Annotated in this window: 14 protein-coding genes; 7 read left to right on the top strand and 7 right to left on the bottom strand. The window is 57.7% G+C overall.

Annotated elements, in window-relative coordinates; genetic code table 11:
• The 4 genes from VRY85_RS08625 to gabT form a co-directional block, all read right to left on the bottom strand.
• Entirely contained in the window at positions 1-1254 is a 1254-nt protein-coding gene (locus VRY85_RS08625; RefSeq protein WP_414598180.1) for an ABC transporter permease, read from the bottom strand.
• Between the two features lie 5 nt (positions 1255-1259).
• Positions 1260-2294 (bottom strand): ABC transporter substrate-binding protein, encoded by a 1035-nt coding sequence (locus VRY85_RS08630; protein WP_414598181.1) that lies wholly within the window; start codon positions 2292-2294, stop codon positions 1260-1262.
• A 54-nt stretch (positions 2295-2348) separates the two neighbouring features.
• A complete protein-coding gene (locus VRY85_RS08635; protein WP_414598182.1) occupies positions 2349-3455 on the bottom strand; it encodes an ABC transporter ATP-binding protein in 1107 nt (368 codons plus the stop codon).
• Positions 3456-3518: 63 nt separating this feature from the next.
• Positions 3519-4784: a 4-aminobutyrate--2-oxoglutarate transaminase gene (gabT, locus tag VRY85_RS08640; protein WP_414598183.1), complete on the bottom strand. Its 1266-nt coding sequence runs from the start codon at positions 4782-4784 to the stop codon at positions 3519-3521.
• A gap of 105 nt (positions 4785-4889) precedes the next feature.
• On the opposite strand from gabT, the gene VRY85_RS08645 reads away from it, so the two are divergent.
• Positions 4890-6383: a PLP-dependent aminotransferase family protein gene (locus VRY85_RS08645; RefSeq protein WP_414598184.1), complete on the top strand. Its 1494-nt coding sequence runs from the start codon at positions 4890-4892 to the stop codon at positions 6381-6383.
• On the opposite strand, the gene VRY85_RS08650 is transcribed toward VRY85_RS08645, so the two are convergent.
• Positions 6373-8766: a Tex family protein gene (locus VRY85_RS08650; RefSeq protein WP_414598185.1), complete on the bottom strand. Its 2394-nt coding sequence runs from the start codon at positions 8764-8766 to the stop codon at positions 6373-6375. The two genes, VRY85_RS08645 and VRY85_RS08650, sit on opposite strands and share 11 nt — an antisense overlap.
• A 102-nt stretch (positions 8767-8868) precedes the next feature.
• Here VRY85_RS08650 and VRY85_RS08655 point away from each other — a divergent pair, with 102 nt between their 5' ends.
• Entirely contained in the window at positions 8869-10887 is a 2019-nt protein-coding gene (locus VRY85_RS08655) for an ATP-dependent DNA helicase (RefSeq protein WP_414598253.1), read from the top strand.
• Between the two features lie 61 nt (positions 10888-10948).
• On the opposite strand, the gene VRY85_RS08660 is transcribed toward VRY85_RS08655, so the two are convergent.
• The gene (locus VRY85_RS08660) at positions 10949-11728 is read right to left on the bottom strand and encodes an outer membrane protein assembly factor BamD (RefSeq protein ID WP_414598254.1); all 780 of its coding nucleotides are present in this window, start codon (positions 11726-11728) and stop codon (positions 10949-10951) included.
• 134 nt (positions 11729-11862) lie between these two features.
• Between VRY85_RS08660 and VRY85_RS08665 the strand changes: the two genes are divergently transcribed.
• From VRY85_RS08665 to phaR, 5 genes are all read left to right on the top strand, one after another.
• Positions 11863-12840: an RluA family pseudouridine synthase gene (locus VRY85_RS08665; protein ID WP_414598255.1), complete on the top strand. Its 978-nt coding sequence runs from the start codon at positions 11863-11865 to the stop codon at positions 12838-12840.
• On the top strand, positions 12828-13652 hold the full coding sequence (gene pgeF / locus VRY85_RS08670) for a peptidoglycan editing factor PgeF (RefSeq protein ID WP_414598186.1): 825 nt from the start codon (positions 12828-12830) through the stop codon (positions 13650-13652). The genes VRY85_RS08665 and pgeF overlap by 13 nt, the downstream gene beginning before the upstream one ends.
• A 69-nt stretch (positions 13653-13721) precedes the next feature.
• Complete coding sequence (locus tag VRY85_RS08675) at positions 13722-15356, top strand: PHA/PHB synthase family protein (protein ID WP_414598187.1); 1635 nt, start codon at positions 13722-13724, stop codon at positions 15354-15356.
• A gap of 59 nt (positions 15357-15415) precedes the next feature.
• A complete protein-coding gene (gene phbB, locus VRY85_RS08680; protein ID WP_414598188.1) occupies positions 15416-16153 on the top strand; it encodes an acetoacetyl-CoA reductase in 738 nt (245 codons plus the stop codon).
• A gap of 71 nt (positions 16154-16224) precedes the next feature.
• The gene (gene phaR, locus VRY85_RS08685; protein ID WP_414598189.1) at positions 16225-16794 is read left to right on the top strand and encodes a polyhydroxyalkanoate synthesis repressor PhaR; all 570 of its coding nucleotides are present in this window, start codon (positions 16225-16227) and stop codon (positions 16792-16794) included.
• A gap of 88 nt (positions 16795-16882) precedes the next feature.
• On the opposite strand, the gene VRY85_RS08690 is transcribed toward phaR, so the two are convergent.
• Entirely contained in the window at positions 16883-18007 is a 1125-nt protein-coding gene (locus VRY85_RS08690) for a GNAT family N-acetyltransferase (protein ID WP_414598190.1), read from the bottom strand.
• Positions 18008-18409 lie beyond the last annotated feature (402 nt).

Below are 18409 nucleotides of genomic sequence, written 5' to 3' on the forward strand. Positions count from 1 at the left end.
TTATCCCAGTCCAAGTTCGCGGCCCGACAGGCGGCGGTACAGTGAATAGAGCAGTAAGGTGCCAACCAGTAGCAGAAAGCCCAACGCGCTTGCCATACCCCAGTTGATGGTCTGGTTAGTGAAGTAAGCAACGTAATAGCTGATCATCTGGTCGCCCGGGCCGCCCAGCAATGCAGGCGTAATGTAATAACCGACGCTGATAATGAACACTAACAGTGCGCCCGCCGCGACGCCCGGATACGTCTGTGGGACATACACCCGCCAGAAAGCGGCGAAGGGGTGACTGCCCAACGACACAGCGGCGCGCTGATAAGTGGGTGGAATGGATTGCATGCTGCTGTAGATGGGTAGAACCATGAAGGGCAGCAGAATGTGCGTCATGGCGATATAAACACCCAAGCGATTGAACAGCAGTTCAATGGGTTCGTCGGTCAGCCCGATATTCATCAATGCGCTGTTGATCAGACCCTGACGCTGCAACAGCACGACCCAGGCGGCGATGCGCACCAGCACCGATGTCCAGAAAGGGATCAGTACGCAGATCATGACCAGATTGGCCTTGCGAGTCGGAAGTTGGCTGATCCAGTATGCCAGCGGAAAGCCCAGCGCCAGCGTTAGCAGGGTGACCACGCCACTGATGACAAAGGTACGCTTGAAAATATCCAGGAAAACGGAAGTGCTAGGATCTACTTTGGAGATACTTCCATCGGGTTCCTGTTTGAGGTCGAGGGCTGCCAGCAGGTAGTAAGGAGACCACCGGCTGTCGTTGCGTGCGATGGACTGCCAGTACGGCGGTTCGCCCCAGCGCTTATCGATGGCTAGGAAACGTTCACGCACACGGGCGGCGTCGGACGCGATGGCATCATCAAACGGCACGTTGCGAATGGTCTTGAACAATAAAGAGCGGTAGCCGCTGATTTCGTGGTTGAGACGCCGGGCCAGCCCGCCTGCCGCCGGGGTGTCCTTGGTAGCCTGCAAATCTTGCAGCAATGCCATATAGGCGGCGTCCGGCGGCGTGGAATAGCCGTCCCAATCAACCAGAGCCTCAATGGTGCGCGGCAATGCATCCACCACCTCCGGGTTGTCCACTGCCCGCAATAGCAAGGTGGCAATGGGCACAACAAAGATGGCCAACAGGAAGACCGCGAGCGGTGCGATGAGGGCGACAGCCCGCAGTTTGCGGCGGTTCCCGGCTTTGGCGCCGGAACGCCGCAGCTTAGCTGCGGGCGTTGTTCCTAGGGTGGTGGTTGCCATGGCGTTTAGCGGGCGCTCCAGGCCGAGAAGCGCTGGTCGAGTTCTTCGCCGTGATCCACCCAGAACTCATAGCCGGACAATAAGGCGTTCTTGATGTTCTCAGGCGCATTGGGGCGGTTGGCCAGCAGTTTGGGGTCGAGTTCAGCAATCGCCTGTTTATTGATCGGCCCATAGGCGATTTCAGCGGCAAAGGCTTTCTGTGCATCGACCGAAGAAGCGTGGCGAATAAATTCGTAAGCCTGCTCCTTATTGGGGGAACCCGTAGGAATCACCCAGTAATCAAGGTCGTAGATACTTTCGTTCCATACGATGCTGAGATCCTGACCCTCATTGTTAGCGGCTTCGATGCGGCCGTTATAGGCGCTAGACATGGTCACGTCGCCCGCAGCCAACATTTGAATCGGCTGGGCGCCGGCTTCCCACCACTGGATGTGCGGCTTGAGCTGGTCGAGTTTGGCAAAGGCGCGGTCTACACCTTCGGGCGTGCTCAGTACGTCATAGACTTCAGACGGTGGCACGCCGTCGGCCATGAGTGCGAATTCCATGTTGTAGCGTGCGCCTTTACGCAGAGCACGCTTGCCGGGGAAGGTTTCAACATCCCAGAAATCCGCCCAGCTGGAAGGGGTTTTCGGCAGGTTTTTAGCGTTGTAGGCCAGAACCGTGGACCAGACAAAGGTGCCAACGCCGCAAGCATGGACGGCTTCGGGCATGATTTCGTCCTTGGGCAGCTTGCTCCAGTCCAGTTGTTCGTAGTAGCCCTCGTCACAGCCGCGCCCGATGTCAGCGGTTTCGACTTCAACAACATCCCATACAACGTTGTTCGTTTCGACCATGGCTTTCACCCTGGCCTGCTCACCGTTGTAGGCCACGTTGAGGATGTTGATGCCAAGTTTTTCCTTCAAGGGGTCAATAAAGGCGATTTGCTGGGCTTCGCCGCTTGCGCCACCGAAGTTGACGATGGTGAGGTCATGGGCGAGGGCGGAATGGCTCAGCAGAGCCGTACCCAGGCCGATGGCAAGAAGTGAGGTTTTGAATTTCATGGTCGTTGCATCCTTTTGTCTCAGTAGTTTTGTCGTTGAAGGAAGTGAAGCGACTTAGGGCGCAAAAGCGCGTATATGCTCTGGCTGAGCCTGCAGGTATACAGGCGCTCCAGGGGCTAGCCCATTCAGGCCGGCGTGGTCTCCAAGTGCCAGCTTGACGGAAAGGGGAGGAGAGCCGGCCGCCTCGCAGCGCAGCCGGATATGGTCTCCGAAGTACACGGTGTCGAGCGTGCGGGCGCTCACCGCGTTGTCGGTGGCCTGGTGGGCCAGTTTGATGCGTTCGGGGCGGACCGCCAGAATGCAAGGGGCGCCCGCGTGCAGATTTTGCACATTGAGCGCCTGTATGGCCGAGCCGTCGTTCAGGCGTACTGTGCAAAGTTCGCCAGAGGCTTGTTCAACGGTGCCGGGCAACTGGTTGCAGTCGCCCACAAACCCGGCCACGAAGCGGTTGGCCGGCAGTTCATACAGCGTGTCGGCGCTGGATACTTGCTGAATCACGCCTTGATCGAATACTGCCACACGGTCGGACATGGTCAGGGCTTCGCTCTGGTCGTGCGTCACATAGACAAAAGTAATGCCCAGCGAACGGTGTAGGGCTTTGAGTTCCAACTGCATGTGTTCGCGCAGTTGTTTATCCAGAGCGCCCAGTGGTTCGTCCATCAACACCAGCTTTGGGTCGAACACCAAGGCGCGGGCCAGGGCAATACGCTGCTGCTGACCGCCTGAAAGCTGGCGTGGGTAACGCTTGCCGAACGCGCCCATTTGCACCATTTCTAAAGCGGCTGCAACCCGTTTGCGACGCTCGTCGGCACTGACGCGCCGCACCTTCAGGGGGTATTCCACGTTGCGTTCCACCGTAAGGTGGGGGAATAGGGCATAGTTCTGGAACACCATGCCGATATCGCGTTTATGCGGCGGAACTCTGTTCAGGTTCTGGCCGTCCAGAACAATGTCACCGGCAGAAGGGAATTCAAAACCGGCCAGCATCATCAGACAAGTCGTCTTGCCCGAACCTGAAGGCCCCAGCAGCGAGAGGAATTCTCCACTGTGGATATCCAGGTTCAGATTCTTGACGACCAGAGTTTCGCCGTCGTATGACTTCTGGACATTGCGAAAACTGACAAGTGGCTGGTCGTCTTTTTTTGGGACGAAAGTATTCATCGTGTCGCCTTGCTCAAGGCCGCGGCGCCACCCTTAGCGGGAAGCTGCTGCCGCGGCAAAGGGTCAGCCACGCAGGGCTTTGGCCAGAATGTGCAGGCCTTCGTCCAGCACAGCGTCTTCGATTGTCAGCGGGAAGAGGAAGCGGATGACATTGCCATGACTGCCGCAGCTCAAGAGAATGAGCCCATTTTCCATGGCGCGTTGCTGCACCTGACGTGTGAAGTCGGCGTCGGGTTGCTTGCTGTCCGGCTTCTGGAACTCCACGGCAACCATGGCGCCCAGGCCGCGTATGTCGGCAATCTGAGGCACCGCCACACGCAGGGATTCCAACGTGTTGCGCAAGCGTTCGCCAAGGTCGTTGGCGCGCGAGACCAGCGATTCATCTTCGATGATATCCAGCACTGCCAAGGCCGAAGCCAGGGCCAGCGGGTTGCCCGCATAGGTGCCGCCCAAGCCGCCAATGGGAGCGGCGTCCATGACTTCCGCGCGCCCGCACACGGCTGACAATGGCATGCCGCCGGCCAGGCTCTTGGCCATGGTGATGAGGTCGGGGACGACCCCGGCGTGCTCGACGGCAAACATGCGTCCGGTGCGTGCAAAGCCCGTCTGAACTTCGTCGGCGATCAGCAAAATGCCGTGTTCGTCGCAGATGCGGCGCAGGGCTTGCAGGAATTCGGCTGGTGCGACATTGAAGCCGCCTTCGCCTTGCACAGGCTCGATGATGATGGCCGCAACACGCGCCGGATCAATGTCGTTCTGGAACAGGAAGTCCAGCCCGGCAAGGGCGTCTTCCACACTGATGCCATGCAAGGCGTTGGGGAAGGGCGCATGGTGGATTTCGGCGGGGAAGGGGCCGAAGCCGGCCTTGTAGGGATGGACCTTGCCCGTTAAAGCCATGCCCAGCAGGGTGCGGCCATGGAACGCCCCTGAAAAAGCAATGACGCCGCTGCGGCCCGTTGCAGCGCGGGCGATTTTCACCGCGTTCTCAACCGCTTCGGCGCCGGTAGTGAAGAAGCCTGTTTTCTTGGCGTGGTCGCCCGGGGTGAGCGCATTGATTTTTTCTGCGAGCTCGATGTAAGCGTGGTAGGGCGCAACCTGGAAGGCAGTGTGGGTGAAACGTTCGAGCTGTTTGCTGATGGCTTCAATGATGCGAGGGTGGCGATGCCCCGTATTATTGACAGCGATGCCCGCCGCGAAATCAATGTAGCGGTTGCCGTCGGTATCCCAGATTTCGGCATTTTGCGCCCGCTCTGCGTAGAAGCTGCAAGTAATGCCAATGCCATTCGGAATAGCGTTGCGCTGGCGTTGCGGCCAGTTGTGCTGAGTCATGTCTCACTCCTAAGAGGATTTGTATCTTTTTATGTATGGCCAAACTATAGAGTTTCTGTGGTCTACAATAAAGGTCCATTTATTAAAATTTAATAGGGCCAATTTTTGAATCCGCGTGCATTGAGCGAGTGGTTGCAGCAATGGTTCCGCAGGAAATCAGGCGAACCTGCTTACCGGCAGCTTTATCGTCTGTTGCGTCAAGGTATTCTGGAAGGTCATGTGCGGGCAGGAACCCGTTTGCCTGCGAGTCGGGAATTAGCGGGGGATCTCGCCATTTCCCGTAATACGGTTCTGCAAGCCTACGAACAATTAGCAGAAGAAGGCTATGTCTCGGCCGCCGTTGGCCGCGGAACTTTCGTCGAAGATATCAGCCACGACTTACCCGTTGAGGCGGCGCCTGTGGGTGCGGGCTCCGAGGTCGATCCCACCGTGGGCGAGAGCCGCAACCTATCCAAGCGCGGAGAACGGTTGATGGCGTCTCTGGGCTATTCCGAGCGCCAGCATGGCGCCTTTATGGCGGGCGTACCCGATGTGACAGAATTCCCGGTGCAGCAGTGGTTGCGTATTCATAACCGGCATTGGCGTAAGCTGCGGCCCGAACTTCTTAGCTATGCGCCTTCAGGGGGTTATCCGCCCCTACGGCAAGCACTCAGCGATTACTTGCGTGCGTCCCGGTCAGTCAATGGGGATGCCGGTCAGGTTCTGGTGACCTCCGGTATTCATCAGGCTTTGGATATCGTGACACGGCTGCTGTGCGACCCCGGCGACAGGGTCTGGGTGGAAGATCCGGCCTACTGGGGGATACGCAATATTCTGCTTTCCCATGGCCTGGATGTGGTCGGCATTCCAGTGGATTCTGAAGGAATGAATCCGACCAATGAGCAGATGCGCCAGCCCCCGCGCCTGATTGTGGTGACACCGTCGCACCAGTACCCGCTGGGCGTGGTAATGAGCTTGGCGCGGCGGCGGCGAATTCTCGAATATGCCCGTCAACACAATTGTTGGGTTCTTGAGGACGATTACGACAGCGATTTCCGGTACGGGGCGCGGCCTTTGCCATCCTTGCAAGGCTTGGATGAAGCGGCTCTCGTCATTTACGCGGGCAGCTTCAGCAAAACGCTCTATCCAGGTTTGCGCCTGGGCTATGCGGTTGCGCCGACGTCAGTGGCCCAAGCCCTGGCTTCCGGCTTGGCTGACCTATTTCGGGAAGGGCAGTTGATGACGCAGGCCGTGATGGCTGAATTCCTGCGAGAAGGGTTTGTCAGCTCGCATATGCGGCGTATGCGTTCGCTCTATGCGGCCCGGCGCGACCGTTTAATTGTCGCCGTGCAGGCGCACTACGGGTCACGATTCAAAGTTGTGGGCGATAAAGCCGGGCTGCACCTGGTTTTGGCGCTTCCCGACCACGTGGACGATGTCCGTATTTGCCGCGAAGCTTATTTGCGCGGCCTGATGGCTCGCCCGCTTAGCATGTACTACTTGCAGCCAGAGCGGGCGAAGAAGGGGCTGGTTCTAGGCTATGCCTGTGTACGTGAAGAGGAAATCGGCCCCGCCTTTGCTTTGCTGGCGGGGGTCATCGACACCGAACTTAACGCTTGAGTTTGGCAAAGGCCGCAGCCATGGCGCCGGAGGGTTCCGGACGGGCCTCGCGCCCGCCGTTGCGCCCCGCGCCCCGGCGCTCGCCCGCCTGGGACCGGCCGCCTCGTGACGGCCGCGCAGTGTCGCTATCTCCGCCTCGCCTTACCGGTGCAGAATCATCGTTCAAACGCATGGTCAGGCCAATGCGCTTACGCGCCACATCCACTTCCTGCACTTTCACCTTTACGGTTTGCCCCACGCGCACAACGTCGCGCGGATCTTTCACAAAGGAGTCAGACAAGGCTGAAATATGCACCAACCCGTCCTGATGCACGCCTACATCAACAAACGCGCCGAAGTTGGCGACGTTAGTCACCACGCCTTCCAGAATCATGCCGGGCGTAAGGTCTTGAATGGTGTTGACGCCTTCCATGAATTGCGCTGTCTTGAACTCGGGCCGCGGGTCGCGCCCGGGTTTCTCAAGTTCAGAGAATATGTCCTTGACGGTGGGCAGGCCAAAGCGTTCGTCTGTGAAATCTGATGGTGACAAACCCTTCAGTGCGCCGGCCTTGCCCATGATGCTGCGTGCGTCGGCCTGGATGCGTGACAGAATACGTTCCACCACGGGATAGGCTTCCGGGTGAACGGCAGAAGCATCCAGAGGGTTGTCGCCATCGGGAATACGCAGAAAACCGGCAGCTTGTTCAAAGGCTTTTTCGCCAAAACGCGGCACCTTCATCAAGGCCTTACGGTTGGGGAAGGCGCCGCTTTCATTTCGGTAAGCCACGATGTTGCGGGCCAGCCCGGCGTTTAAGCCCGACACCTGAGCCAGCAGCGGGGCAGATGCCGTATTGACGTTGACTCCGACCGCGTTCACGCAATCTTCAATAACAGCGTCCAATGAGCGGGCCAGTTCACGTTGATTGACATCGTGTTGATATTGGCCCACGCCAATCGCTTTGGGTTCGATCTTGACCAGTTCCGCCAGGGGGTCTTGCAGGCGGCGGGCAATCGACACCGCGCCACGCAGGCTGACATCCAGGTCAGGAAATTCCAGGGCGGCCAGCTCGGACGCCGAATACACCGATGCACCGGACTCAGACACCACAATGCGGGTCAGCCCCAGTTCGGGGTGAGCCTGCTGCAAGTCGGCGACCAGTTTTTCTGTTTCGCGCGACGCAGTGCCGTTGCCGATGGCAACCAGCTCAATATTGTGTCGTTTAGCCAGGGTGGCTAGTGTGCGCAGGCTCCCCTCGCGGTCGCGACGCGGTTCAAAGGGAAAGATGGTGGCGGTATCCAGCAGTTTTCCTGTTGGGTCGATGGCGCAGACTTTCACGCCGGTGCGAATGCCTGGGTCCAGCCCTAACACCGCTTTGGGGCCGGCCGGCGCAGCCAGCAGCAGGTCTTTTAGGTTGGCCGCAAACACGCGAATGGCTTCTTCTTCTGCTGATTCGCGCAGGCGGGTAATGAATTCCGTTTCGAAAGAGGTCAATAGCTTGACTCGCCATGTCCAGCGACACACTTCGCCCAGCCAGCGCTCGCGTGCGGGCGCCTGGAGGTCGAAACGGGCGTCCAGCTTGAGGTGTTCGGCAATCCGGCTAATGCAAGGATGCGGCGCCTGCTCTTCAAGCTCGGCTTCCAAGCCGATGCGCAGGTCAAGCACGCCTTGCTGGCGGCCACGCAGCAGGGCCAGTACACGATGAGAGGGCAGGCTGCGCAAACGCTCGCTGAACTCAAACCAGTCGCGGAAATTCGCGCCTTCTTCTTCCTTGCCTTCCACAACCTTGGAATATAGCAAGCCGGTGTTCCAAAGGTAGTCGCGCAGGTTGGCCAGCAGGTCTGCGTCTTCTGCGTAACGTTCAGCCAGAATGTCGCGAGCGCCATCCAATGCCGCCTTGGCATCGGTGATCTTGGCTTCGGGGTTCAGATAGCCTTCGGCCAGTTCGGCTGGGTCGCAGCCTGGTTGCGCCAGGATGGCGTCGGCCAAGGGTTCCAGCCCGGCTTCACGGGCGATCTGGGCGCGCGTGCGACGCTTGGGCTTGTAAGGGGCGTAAAGGTCTTCCAGCCGCTGCTTGGCGTCGGCTGCTTCGATTTCCACCTGCAACTGAGGCGTCAGCTTGCCCTGGCTATGAATGGACTCAAGAATGGCGGTGCGGCGAGCCTCAAGTTCTCGCACATAAATCAACCGTACTTCCAGATTCCGCAACACCGTGTCATCCAGCCCGCCGGTCACTTCTTTACGGTAGCGGGCGATAAATGGAACGGTGGCCCCTTCGTCAAGCAATTGCACCGTGGCGGCAATCTGTGCCGGACGCACGGCCAGTTCATCAGCAAGCTGCTCAATGATGCGGGCGGGGTCAGAGGAGAAATCCGGTGTCGCTTCAGGCGTTTCAGGGTGATTCATGTTTCTTTTATTCAAAGCAGAGAACGGAGCATTTTGCCATAAGGCGGATTTATGCATCTCGCATTTCGCGCCGGATTTTCTTGGCGGCGTTATCATTCCGCCATGTTCGCTCTAGATCTCGACCACATATTTTCTCCACAAGGCCCCTTGGCGGCGGCCGACCCTGGTTATCGCCCGCGCGAAGCGCAGCTGGAAATGGCGCGTGCCATAGAAGAAGCCATTCGTGACCGGGCGACGCTGGTGGCCGAGGCAGGCACGGGTACGGGTAAAACTTGGGCTTATCTGGTGCCCGCCTTCCTGAGCGGCGTAAAAGTCTTGGTATCGACGGGCACGCGTACCTTGCAGGACCAATTGTTCCGACGCGACCTGCCACGCTTGCGTAAGGCGCTGGAGTTGCCCATCACGGTTGCTCTGCTGAAAGGTCGGGGCAATTATGTGTGCCACTACCACTTGGAACGCCTGCAGCAGGACGATCGCGCTTTGCGTTCCCGCAGCGAGATCTCGCAGCTGCGCGCCATTACGGTGTTTGCCGGGCGTAGCCGCACGGGTGACCGTAGTGATTTGGCCGAGGTTCCGGAAGATGCAGACATCTGGAGCCGCGTCACTTCCACTCGCGAAAACTGCCTGGGGCAGGACTGCCCCCATGTCAAAGACTGCTTTGTTCTGAAAGCGCGGCGTCAGGCGCAAGAAGCCGACCTGGTGGTAGTGAATCATGCGCTATTCATGGCTGACCTGGCTTTACGGGAAGAAGGGATCACTGATCTCCTGCCCAGTGTGGATGTCGTCGTGTTTGATGAAGCCCATCAATTGCCGGATGTTGCAACGCGCTTTCTTGGTACGAGTGTGTCAGCGCATCAGTTATTGGATCTTTGCCGCGCCATACAGGCTGCCGGGCTGGCCTATGCTCGAGAGTCCACCAACTGGGCGCAGGCAGCCGGTACGGTAGAAACGGCAGTGCGTGAATTACGGCTGGCTTCGGCAGCCGTGGCGAGCATGCCGGGACAGAAGGCCACTTTTTACGCCATACCTGATCCAGAGCCGTTTGATCAGGCACTGGACGATTTGTTGCAGGCTCTGGATCGCGTCATCGCCCTACTGGGGGTGGTGGCGGAAAAGCATCCCGACCTGATGGCAGCTTCGCGCACGGCGCTCGAATTGCGAGCGCGTTTGTTCCAATGGAGCCAGCCAGATCGCGACGGTAACGATGCTTTGGCTGACAGCCGCAGCGAAGCAGGCGAAGCCGTGCGCTGGCTCGAACAGGGCACACACCACATGCGCATGCATAGTGCGCCGCTTTCCGTAGCCAAAATTTTCTCGCGCTACCGCTCTAAAGGGCAGGCGTGGGTGATGACGTCCGCCACACTTTCAGTTCATGGCGATTTCGGCCATTTCACGCGCCAATTAGGGTTGTGGGAAGCACGTACCGCACGATGGGAGTCGCCTTTCGACTATCAGACTCAAGGGCTGTTGTGCGTGCCTGCCGGTTTGCCGGAAGCGCATTCGCGTGAGTTCAATCCGCGTTTTGCCGATTTGTTATTGCCGCTGATTCAGGCCTGCCCAGGCGGTGTGTTGGTTTTATGCACGACACTGCGTTCGGTAGACCATCTTGCTGATCTGCTGCAAGAACATTTTGAAGACCATGATATCGACCGGCCATTGTTGCGTCAGGGTCAGATGTCGCGTCGCATGTTGCTGGAACGCTTCGCTCAGGCGCGTAATGCGGTCTTGGTGGGCAGCGCCAGTTTCTGGGAAGGTATTGATGTGCCGGGTGATGCCCTGACGCTGGTGGCCATCGACAAACTGCCGTTTGCGCCGCCCGACGATCCAGTACTGGAAGCCCGCTTACGGGCCTGCCGGGAGCGCGGCGGCAACCCCTTTATGGAATATCAGCTTCCCGAGGCCGCAATTGCATTGAAGCAAGGGGCAGGGCGTTTGATTCGTACCGAGCGTGATTGGGGTGTGTTGCTAGTTGCCGACGCCCGCATGGTGGAAAAGCGCTACGGGCGGTTGCTATGGCGTGGCTTGCCGCCGTTTGCCCGGACCCGTGACACGGCCCAGGCGCAAGCTTTTTTGGAGCGTGGAGCCAAGCAGGCCCAACCGGGCCCAACCGGGCCTGAATGACGAAGCTGCTTCAAAAGGTGCGGCCGCCCTAGCGGGGGCTAAGGCCTAGGCCGACCAGACACTAGAACCAGTTGACTGGGTTCCAGTAGTTAGTGGGTTCGTCCAGCCCCTGGGTGTAATAGATGCTGTCGGGGAAGTTCAGGTCGAGCACGCGCTTGGCGTCGTCGCGCAGTTCTGCAAGGCCGAGAGCATCGTACGATAAGTACATGATGTACAGCGCTTTTTCGGCAATCGGCACGCCTTCGAAGTCGGTGATGACGGTTTGGGCACGGTTGGCGGCAGCCACATAGGCGCCGCGTCGGTAATAGTATTCCGCCACATACACTTCGTTGCGAGCAATGGTATCCACCAACCAGGTGAGCCGTTTGCGAGCGTCGGCTGCATAGCGGCTGTCAGGGTAGCGTGCTATCAGCTGGTTAAAAGAATCATACGATTCTCGCAGGCCCTTGGGGTCGCGCTCTGCCGGATCTTGTTTGGTGAGATGACTGAAGGCGGCGCTGGGGGGGGTGAAAGTGATCAGCCCCTTCAGGTACAGCATGTAGTCACTGCCCGGATGGTTAGGATATTGCTGCTCAAAACGGTCGATGGCAGCCAGAGCCTGTTCCGGCTCGTCGTCTTTCCAGTTGATATACGCTTGGTCGATCAGGGCCTGCTGGGCATAGGTGCCAAAGGGGTAGCGTGCCTCAATGGCTTCCAGTCGCGTACGCGCAGTTTTCCAACTGCCTGAGCTCATGGCTTCGCGCGCATCGCGATACAAGCGCTCAGCGGTCCAGCCTGCAGTGGGATCCAGTTCGGGTTTGGTTGTGCCGCAGCCAGCGATGAGCGCCGCCATGAAAAACATGAGGGTTGCATGGCGCAACCGGCGTAGGATGGCGGAAAGAGTCGATGTCACGTGAGGATCCTCGGTGTTAGCATAGCGGGCTAATTATATGATCGAACATCATGCGTGACCACGAATCTGAAAGCGACTCCTATATGCCGTCAAATCTTTCTCCTGTCGCTGGGGAAACAACAGGCGAACACCAGCTGGCTGAGCCCCTGGTTTTCCGGCTTGGCGTCACGGCAGCGACTGAGCGGCTGGACAAAACGCTTGCCCAGTTGTTGCCCCAGCACAGTCGTAGTCGCCTGCAGGGCTGGATAGAAAGCGGCCACGTTTTAATGAATGGTCAGCCTGCGAAAATCAGACAGCTTGTGGGGCCCGGCGATATCATCCATGTTCAGCCGCAACAAGCGCCTGAAGAGCTTGCTTTTACGGCTGAGCCGCTGGAATTCGGCGTGCTGGAAGAAAGCGAGCATTGGGTCATTGTTGATAAACCAGCAGGCATGGTGACCCATCCTGGGGCGGGGAACTGGAGCGGCACCTTGCTTAATGGCTTGTTGTACCGTTACCCCGAACTAGCGCGCGTACCGCGTGCCGGTATTGTGCATCGCCTCGATAAAGACACCTCCGGCATTTTGGTCGTAGCGCGTACCGAACTGGCCCAGACCAGTCTCGTAAGGCAGTTGCAGGCTCGCAGCATGCATCGCGAATATCTGGCGCTGGTGCATGGCCGCTTGCAGCAAGCCGGGCGGGTTGATCTTCCGATTGGCCGGGACCCTTCCGTGCCGGTGCGCATGTCTGCAGAACGGCCGATTGCCCCCAAGCCTGCCGTGACTCACTATATGCCTGTACTGACCGGGGCGGATGCCGAAGGGCATGTCGTGACCAAATTGGTTTGTCGGTTGGAAACGGGGCGCACCCATCAAATACGTGTGCACATGGCCAGCTTGCGTCATCCCTTATTGGGCGACACGTTGTACGGTGGAACGATGATTAGCGGCGCGGCGCGGCAGATGCTGCATGCGCGCGCCCTGGCCTTTGAAGACCCTGCAGATGGCCGTCTGGTATCCTTTGAGGCAGAGCTTCCTGAAGATTTCTGCAAGGTCGAGGAATATATCGAATGGGAGGAATGACCTCCGAAACCCCCATGTTGCCGGTTAGTGGCGCACCCTGGAAAGGGGTGAGCTACGGTTGCACCACCCGTTCAGGGGGGGTGAGCGTCGGGCCGTGGGAATCATTGAACCTCGCCTTGCATGTCGGTGATGACCCGCAGGCGGTTGAAGAAAACCGACGCCGTCTGGCCGCGCATTTGCCGGCAGAACCCTTCTGGCTGGACCAAGTTCATGGCAAGGGAGTGGTCGAAGTGGTCGCTCCGTTTACCGCTCGGCCTGTTACCGGCGGGGTGGCGTCCCCGTACGGGGCTTACGAAAGTGCGCCACCGCAAGCGGATGCAGCCATCACCACCCGGCCCGGTGTGGTACTGGCCGTCCTGACAGCGGATTGCATTCCTGTCGTGATTGCCGATGCGGACGGTCGTGCGCTGGGGGTGGCCCACGCCGGCTGGCGAGGGTTGGCGGCGGGTGTACTGGAAGCCACGTTGGAGGCGTTGCGGGCACGTTTGCCTGACGCTTCTGTGTGGCGAGCCTGGATTGGGCCTTGCATCGGCCAAGCCCGCTTCGAGGTAGGCGACGAAGTGCGGCTGGCGTTCACCGAACAAGATCCCGTCACGCAGCAGTATTTTTCGGCGGGGGGGCGGGCCGGAAAGTGGCAGGCAGACATCGCCGCTCTGGCTCGTCATCGTTTACTAACATTAGGGTTGTATGATGTAGAAGTTTCTGGTTTGTGTACGTATCAGCAAGCCGGTCTTTTTTACTCTTATCGACGCTCATCGGTCAGCGGAAGAATGGCAACGTTGGCTTGGCTGCATGGTCCCGAATTACCCTGATTGACACACCTAAAATTGCATTCCACCATAGAGACGCTATAACAGGCTGCACATCATATGTATCGAAACGTGAATAATCTTTTCCCTTCGTCATGGCCTTCGCCGATCCGTGTGGCCCCCGAGGCACTCGCAGAAATACAGGCCGAGTTTTCTAACGCCTATGCCGAGGTCCTTGAACAGGCTCGCACGGGCCGGCTTGGTTTGCCTTCGGATAGGCGATTTCGTGCCGAGGCCTGGAAAGCAAATCCCCTCGCATTGTTGAATGCGCATCTGTGGGAACTCTCCGCGAACGCGATGAGTCGTATGGTTGATGCCGCCCAGGTGGATGAGTCCCTGCGCAACCGCCTGCGTTTCTCCGTGATGCAATGGCTTGAAGCGACAGCGCCAACGAACTTCGTTTTCACTAACCCAGAAGTGCAGCAGCTCATGCTGGAAACTGGCGGGCAGTCCTTGGCGCGTGGCATCCAGAACTTGCTGGAGGATATCGGCAAGGGGCGTATGAGCCAGACGGATGAATCAAAATTTCAGTTAGGTGAGAATATTGCCGTTACGCCGGGCTCGGTGGTTTATCAAAACCCCCTGATGCAGGTGATCCAATACGCGCCACTCACGGAAACCGTACACGAGCGCCCATTGGTGATTGTGCCGCCGTGCATTAATAAGTACTACATCCTCGATCTTCAGCCCGAGAATTCCTTTGTGCGCCACGCGGTTGAGCAAGGTCACACGGTATTTTTGGTGTCCTGGCGCAACCCTCTGCCCGAAGATACGGACGGCACCGATAAAGCGAGTTGGGCTGATTACCTCGAGGATGGTGTGCTGCGAGCCCTGAAAGTCGCGTCTGATATTACACGTCAGCCCAAAGTCAACGCGCTGGGGTTTTGTGTCGGCGGCACCATGCTGGCGAGCGCAGTGGCGCTTGCACATGCTAAGGGCGAAGAGCCGCTGCAATCGCTCACGCTGCTCACCACTTTCCTCGACTTCTCTGATACTGGCGTTATTGATGTCTTTATCGACGAAACCCATGTTGGCATGCGCGAGCAACAAATGGGGCAGGGCGGGCTATTGAGCGCCCGTGAATTGGCCACGACTTTTTCCTTCCTGCGCCCCAGCGAGCTGGTTTGGAACTATGTCGTTAACAATTACTTGAAAGGCATCTCACCGCCTGCGTTTGATTTGCTGTTCTGGAATGCCGATGGCACCAACTTGCCAGGTCCGTTCTTTACTTGGTATTTGCGTAACACCTATCTTGAAAATCGCTTGTGTAAGCCGGGCGGTGTCACGATTAACGGCCATGCCATTGATCTCAGCGCACTCGACATGCCTGCGTATATTTACGCATCACGTGACGATCACATCGTTCCATGGCAATCTGCTTACGCCTCTTGCAATCTGCTTTCTGGTCCGCGGCGTTTCGTCATGGGCGCATCGGGCCATATCGCTGGGGTTATCAACCCACCGGCCAAGAATCGGCGCAGTTATTGGGCGGTACCCGAAGATTTGGCTCCAGGTGAAAGCCCAGTGCCTGCCGAAGACTGGATTCAAGCCGCGCCCGAAACACCGGGCAGCTGGTGGCCTGATTGGTCTGCCTGGCTGGTGCAGCATGCAGGCTCGAAAAAGAAGGCGCCTGCCAAGCAGGGCAATGCGCAGTACAAAATTCTTGACTCAGCGCCGGGCGCTTATGTGAAAGCAAGGGCGGTGTAGCTGCTGAGGTGATTTATGCCAGGTTGCTGGCTCAATATGTAATACGGGAGATCGTGAAAATGACTGGAAAAATAGCTTATGTGACGGGCGGGATGGGTGGCATAGGCACTTCGATCTGCCAAGGCCTGGCTTCGAAGGGCTTTACCGTGGTGGCAGGGTGTGGCCCCAGCCGAGATTACCAGCGCTGGCTCGACGAGCAAGCTGCCAAGGGTTACACCTTTCACGCTTCGGTGGGTAATGTGTCCGATTGGCAGTCCACCGAAGATGCTTTCCGCAAGGTGGTCGAAGAAGTCGGCCCCATCGACGTATTGGTCAATAACGCGGGTATTACCCGCGACGGCCTGTTCCGAAAAATGACCCTCGACGACTGGCGTGCGGTAATCGACACCAACCTGAATAGCCTGTTTAACGTGACTAAACAGGTCATAGACGGCATGGTGGAAAGGCAATGGGGTCGCATTATCAACATCAGTTCGGTAAATGGCCAGAAAGGTCAGTTCGGCCAAACTAACTACTCTACTGCTAAGGCCGGCATCCATGGCTTCACCATGGCTCTTGCCCAGGAAGTAGCCAGCAAGGGTGTTACGGTGAATACAGTATCTCCAGGCTATATCGGCACCGACATGGTGCGCGCCATCCGGCCCGATGTTCTGGAAAAAATTGTCGCCACCATTCCGGTCAAACGCCTGGGTACACCCGAAGAAATCGCTTCCATCGTTTGCTGGTTGGCTTCCGATGAGGCCGGCTTCTCAACTGGAGCCGACTTCTCCCTTAACGGCGGTTTGCATATGGGCTGAGCGCGTATCGCGCCGACACGAGGCTCCGCGATACTGCGGAGCCGTTTTCCGCTAATGTTTCGGTTCCATTCATGACGCAAACCCAATCTACCTCCGCAACACGTCTCATAAAAAAGTATCCGAATCGCAGGTTGTACGACACGCAAACCAGCGCTTACATCACTTTGGTTGATGTAAAACAACTGGTGCTGGAGAACGAGGTCTTCCAGGTCGTTGATGCAAAGTCGGGTGAAGATCTCACTCGCAGTATTCTGCTGCAGATCATTCTTGAAGAAGAAACAGGCGGTATGCCGATGTTCTCGGCGACGGCTTTGTCGCAAATCATTCGATTCTATGGTCATGCCATGCAAGGCGTGATGGGCACCTTCCTCGAAAAGAACATCGTGGCTTTCATGGAAATCCAGGATCGCATGGCCGAACAGTCCAAGGGGATGTATGGGCAGAAACTTGGCCCTGAGGCCTGGGCTCAATTCATGAGTGGGCAGACGCCGATGCTGCAGAACATGATGAGCAACTATATTGATCAGAGCAAAAATCTGTTTGTGCAGATGCAAGATCAAATGCAGGGTCAGACCAAGAACATGTTCAATGTGTTCCCGTTCGGGAACCCTGCATCCGACCCCGATAAAAATCGCAAATAAAAGAAGCTTTATCGGCGTAGGTCAGTACAGAAAAGCAGACACACAGGATGCATTGCCCGGCTGCCCTTTGTTGGGAGCCGGGCGTTTTTCATGGTGTCCGGTATGGGCTGTGCTCCATCAGCTCGTCGAGGTACTGCTGCACGAATGGCGTTTCCTTTTCCAGGAAGTCTGCAATAGCGGGGCCGAAAACAGGGTCTTCTATCCAGTGGGCGGAAAGGGTTTGAACCGGTAGCATGCCACGCGCCAGCTTGTGTTCCCCTTGGGCGCCGCCTTCAAAAACACGTATGCCATGGGCAATGCAGTACTCCATGCCTTGCATATAGCAGGTTTCAAAATGCAGGCCGGGAAAATGCTCTGTGCAGCCCCAATAGCGGCCATATAGACGGCTACCATGGCGAATGTTGAGCGCAGCGGCAATGGGCACGCCGGCTCTTTCAGCCAGAATCACCACCATGGCGTCAGCAAGGCGGTCGTGAAGACGTTCGAAGAAGTCCAGGTTCAAGTAGGGGGCATTGCCATGCTGTAGATACGTCTGCATGTAGCACAGGTATAGAAAACGCAGGGTTGCGCCTGTGATTTGACGCCCAGTCAGCCACTTGAATTCAACACCCGCTTCCTTGAGACGGCGCCGTTCCTGACGCAGTTTTTTGCGTTTGGGTTGTTTCAAGGCCGCCAGAAAGGCATTCATATCGTGGTAGCCGGGGTTCTGCCAGTGGAACTGAATATTGCTGCGTAGCAGCAGGCCCGCTTGCTGCAGTATGGGAATCTCATCTTCCAGAGGGAACAAAACGTGTAGCGACGAATACCCTTGTTCTCGTGACAGTTGCTTGGCCGCTTCCAGTAGCAGGCGTTGGTCGTGGCGGTCGTGCGCCAGAAGTCGAGGGCCGGGTACTGGGGTAAAAGGAATGGCGCTGATTAGCTTCGGGTAGTAGCTCATGCCATAACGTGCGTACGCATTGGCCCAAGCGTGATCAAAAACGTACTCACCGCGTGAATGGCTTTTGGCGTATAGCGGCATGGCCGCCCTGAGAGTGCCGCCGCGCAGCAAAGCCAGGTGACGGGCCGCCCACCCTGTGCGGGGCACGGCGCAATGGGTGGCCTCCAGCGCCTCCAGGTAGCTGTGCGATAGCAAGGGGTTGCCCTGAGAAAGATCATCCCATTGGTGTGAGGGCACAGCCGAGATGCTTTCCAGGCAGACAATTTCACAGGTCACACGCAGTCAGAGCCTCCTGCGACTATTTGACCACGAGCCCACGCACAAGTCTCGCTATCCGCCATAAACAGGCCTGATGAAACTTGTCGCTCATGGGCAACTATCGAGCGGGAAGGGGCGTGTTGGATGGTGGAATCGCTTGCATTGCGACAGTGTGGATGATGTAATGCTGCAAAGGTCGCCGTACAAAATAAGTAAACGGCCAATCATTCAGTTTGTTCCCTGGCGTGCGGGCGCTGTATCTGGCGCAACTGCCTATAGCCGGGAACCTATATATCAATCCCACACGTCCGTTCACCTTACGCCATCATGGCTGGGCTGCGCCCAGATCCAGGTCTGCAGGCCGGCCTTGTGTGGGTGCCGCACATATCATTCGCAAAAAACATGGCGCACAAGCAACAC

This window comes from Achromobacter sp. F4_2707 (genome assembly GCF_047501535.1).
Classification (GTDB): Bacteria; Pseudomonadota; Gammaproteobacteria; order Burkholderiales; family Burkholderiaceae_B; genus Yanghanlia.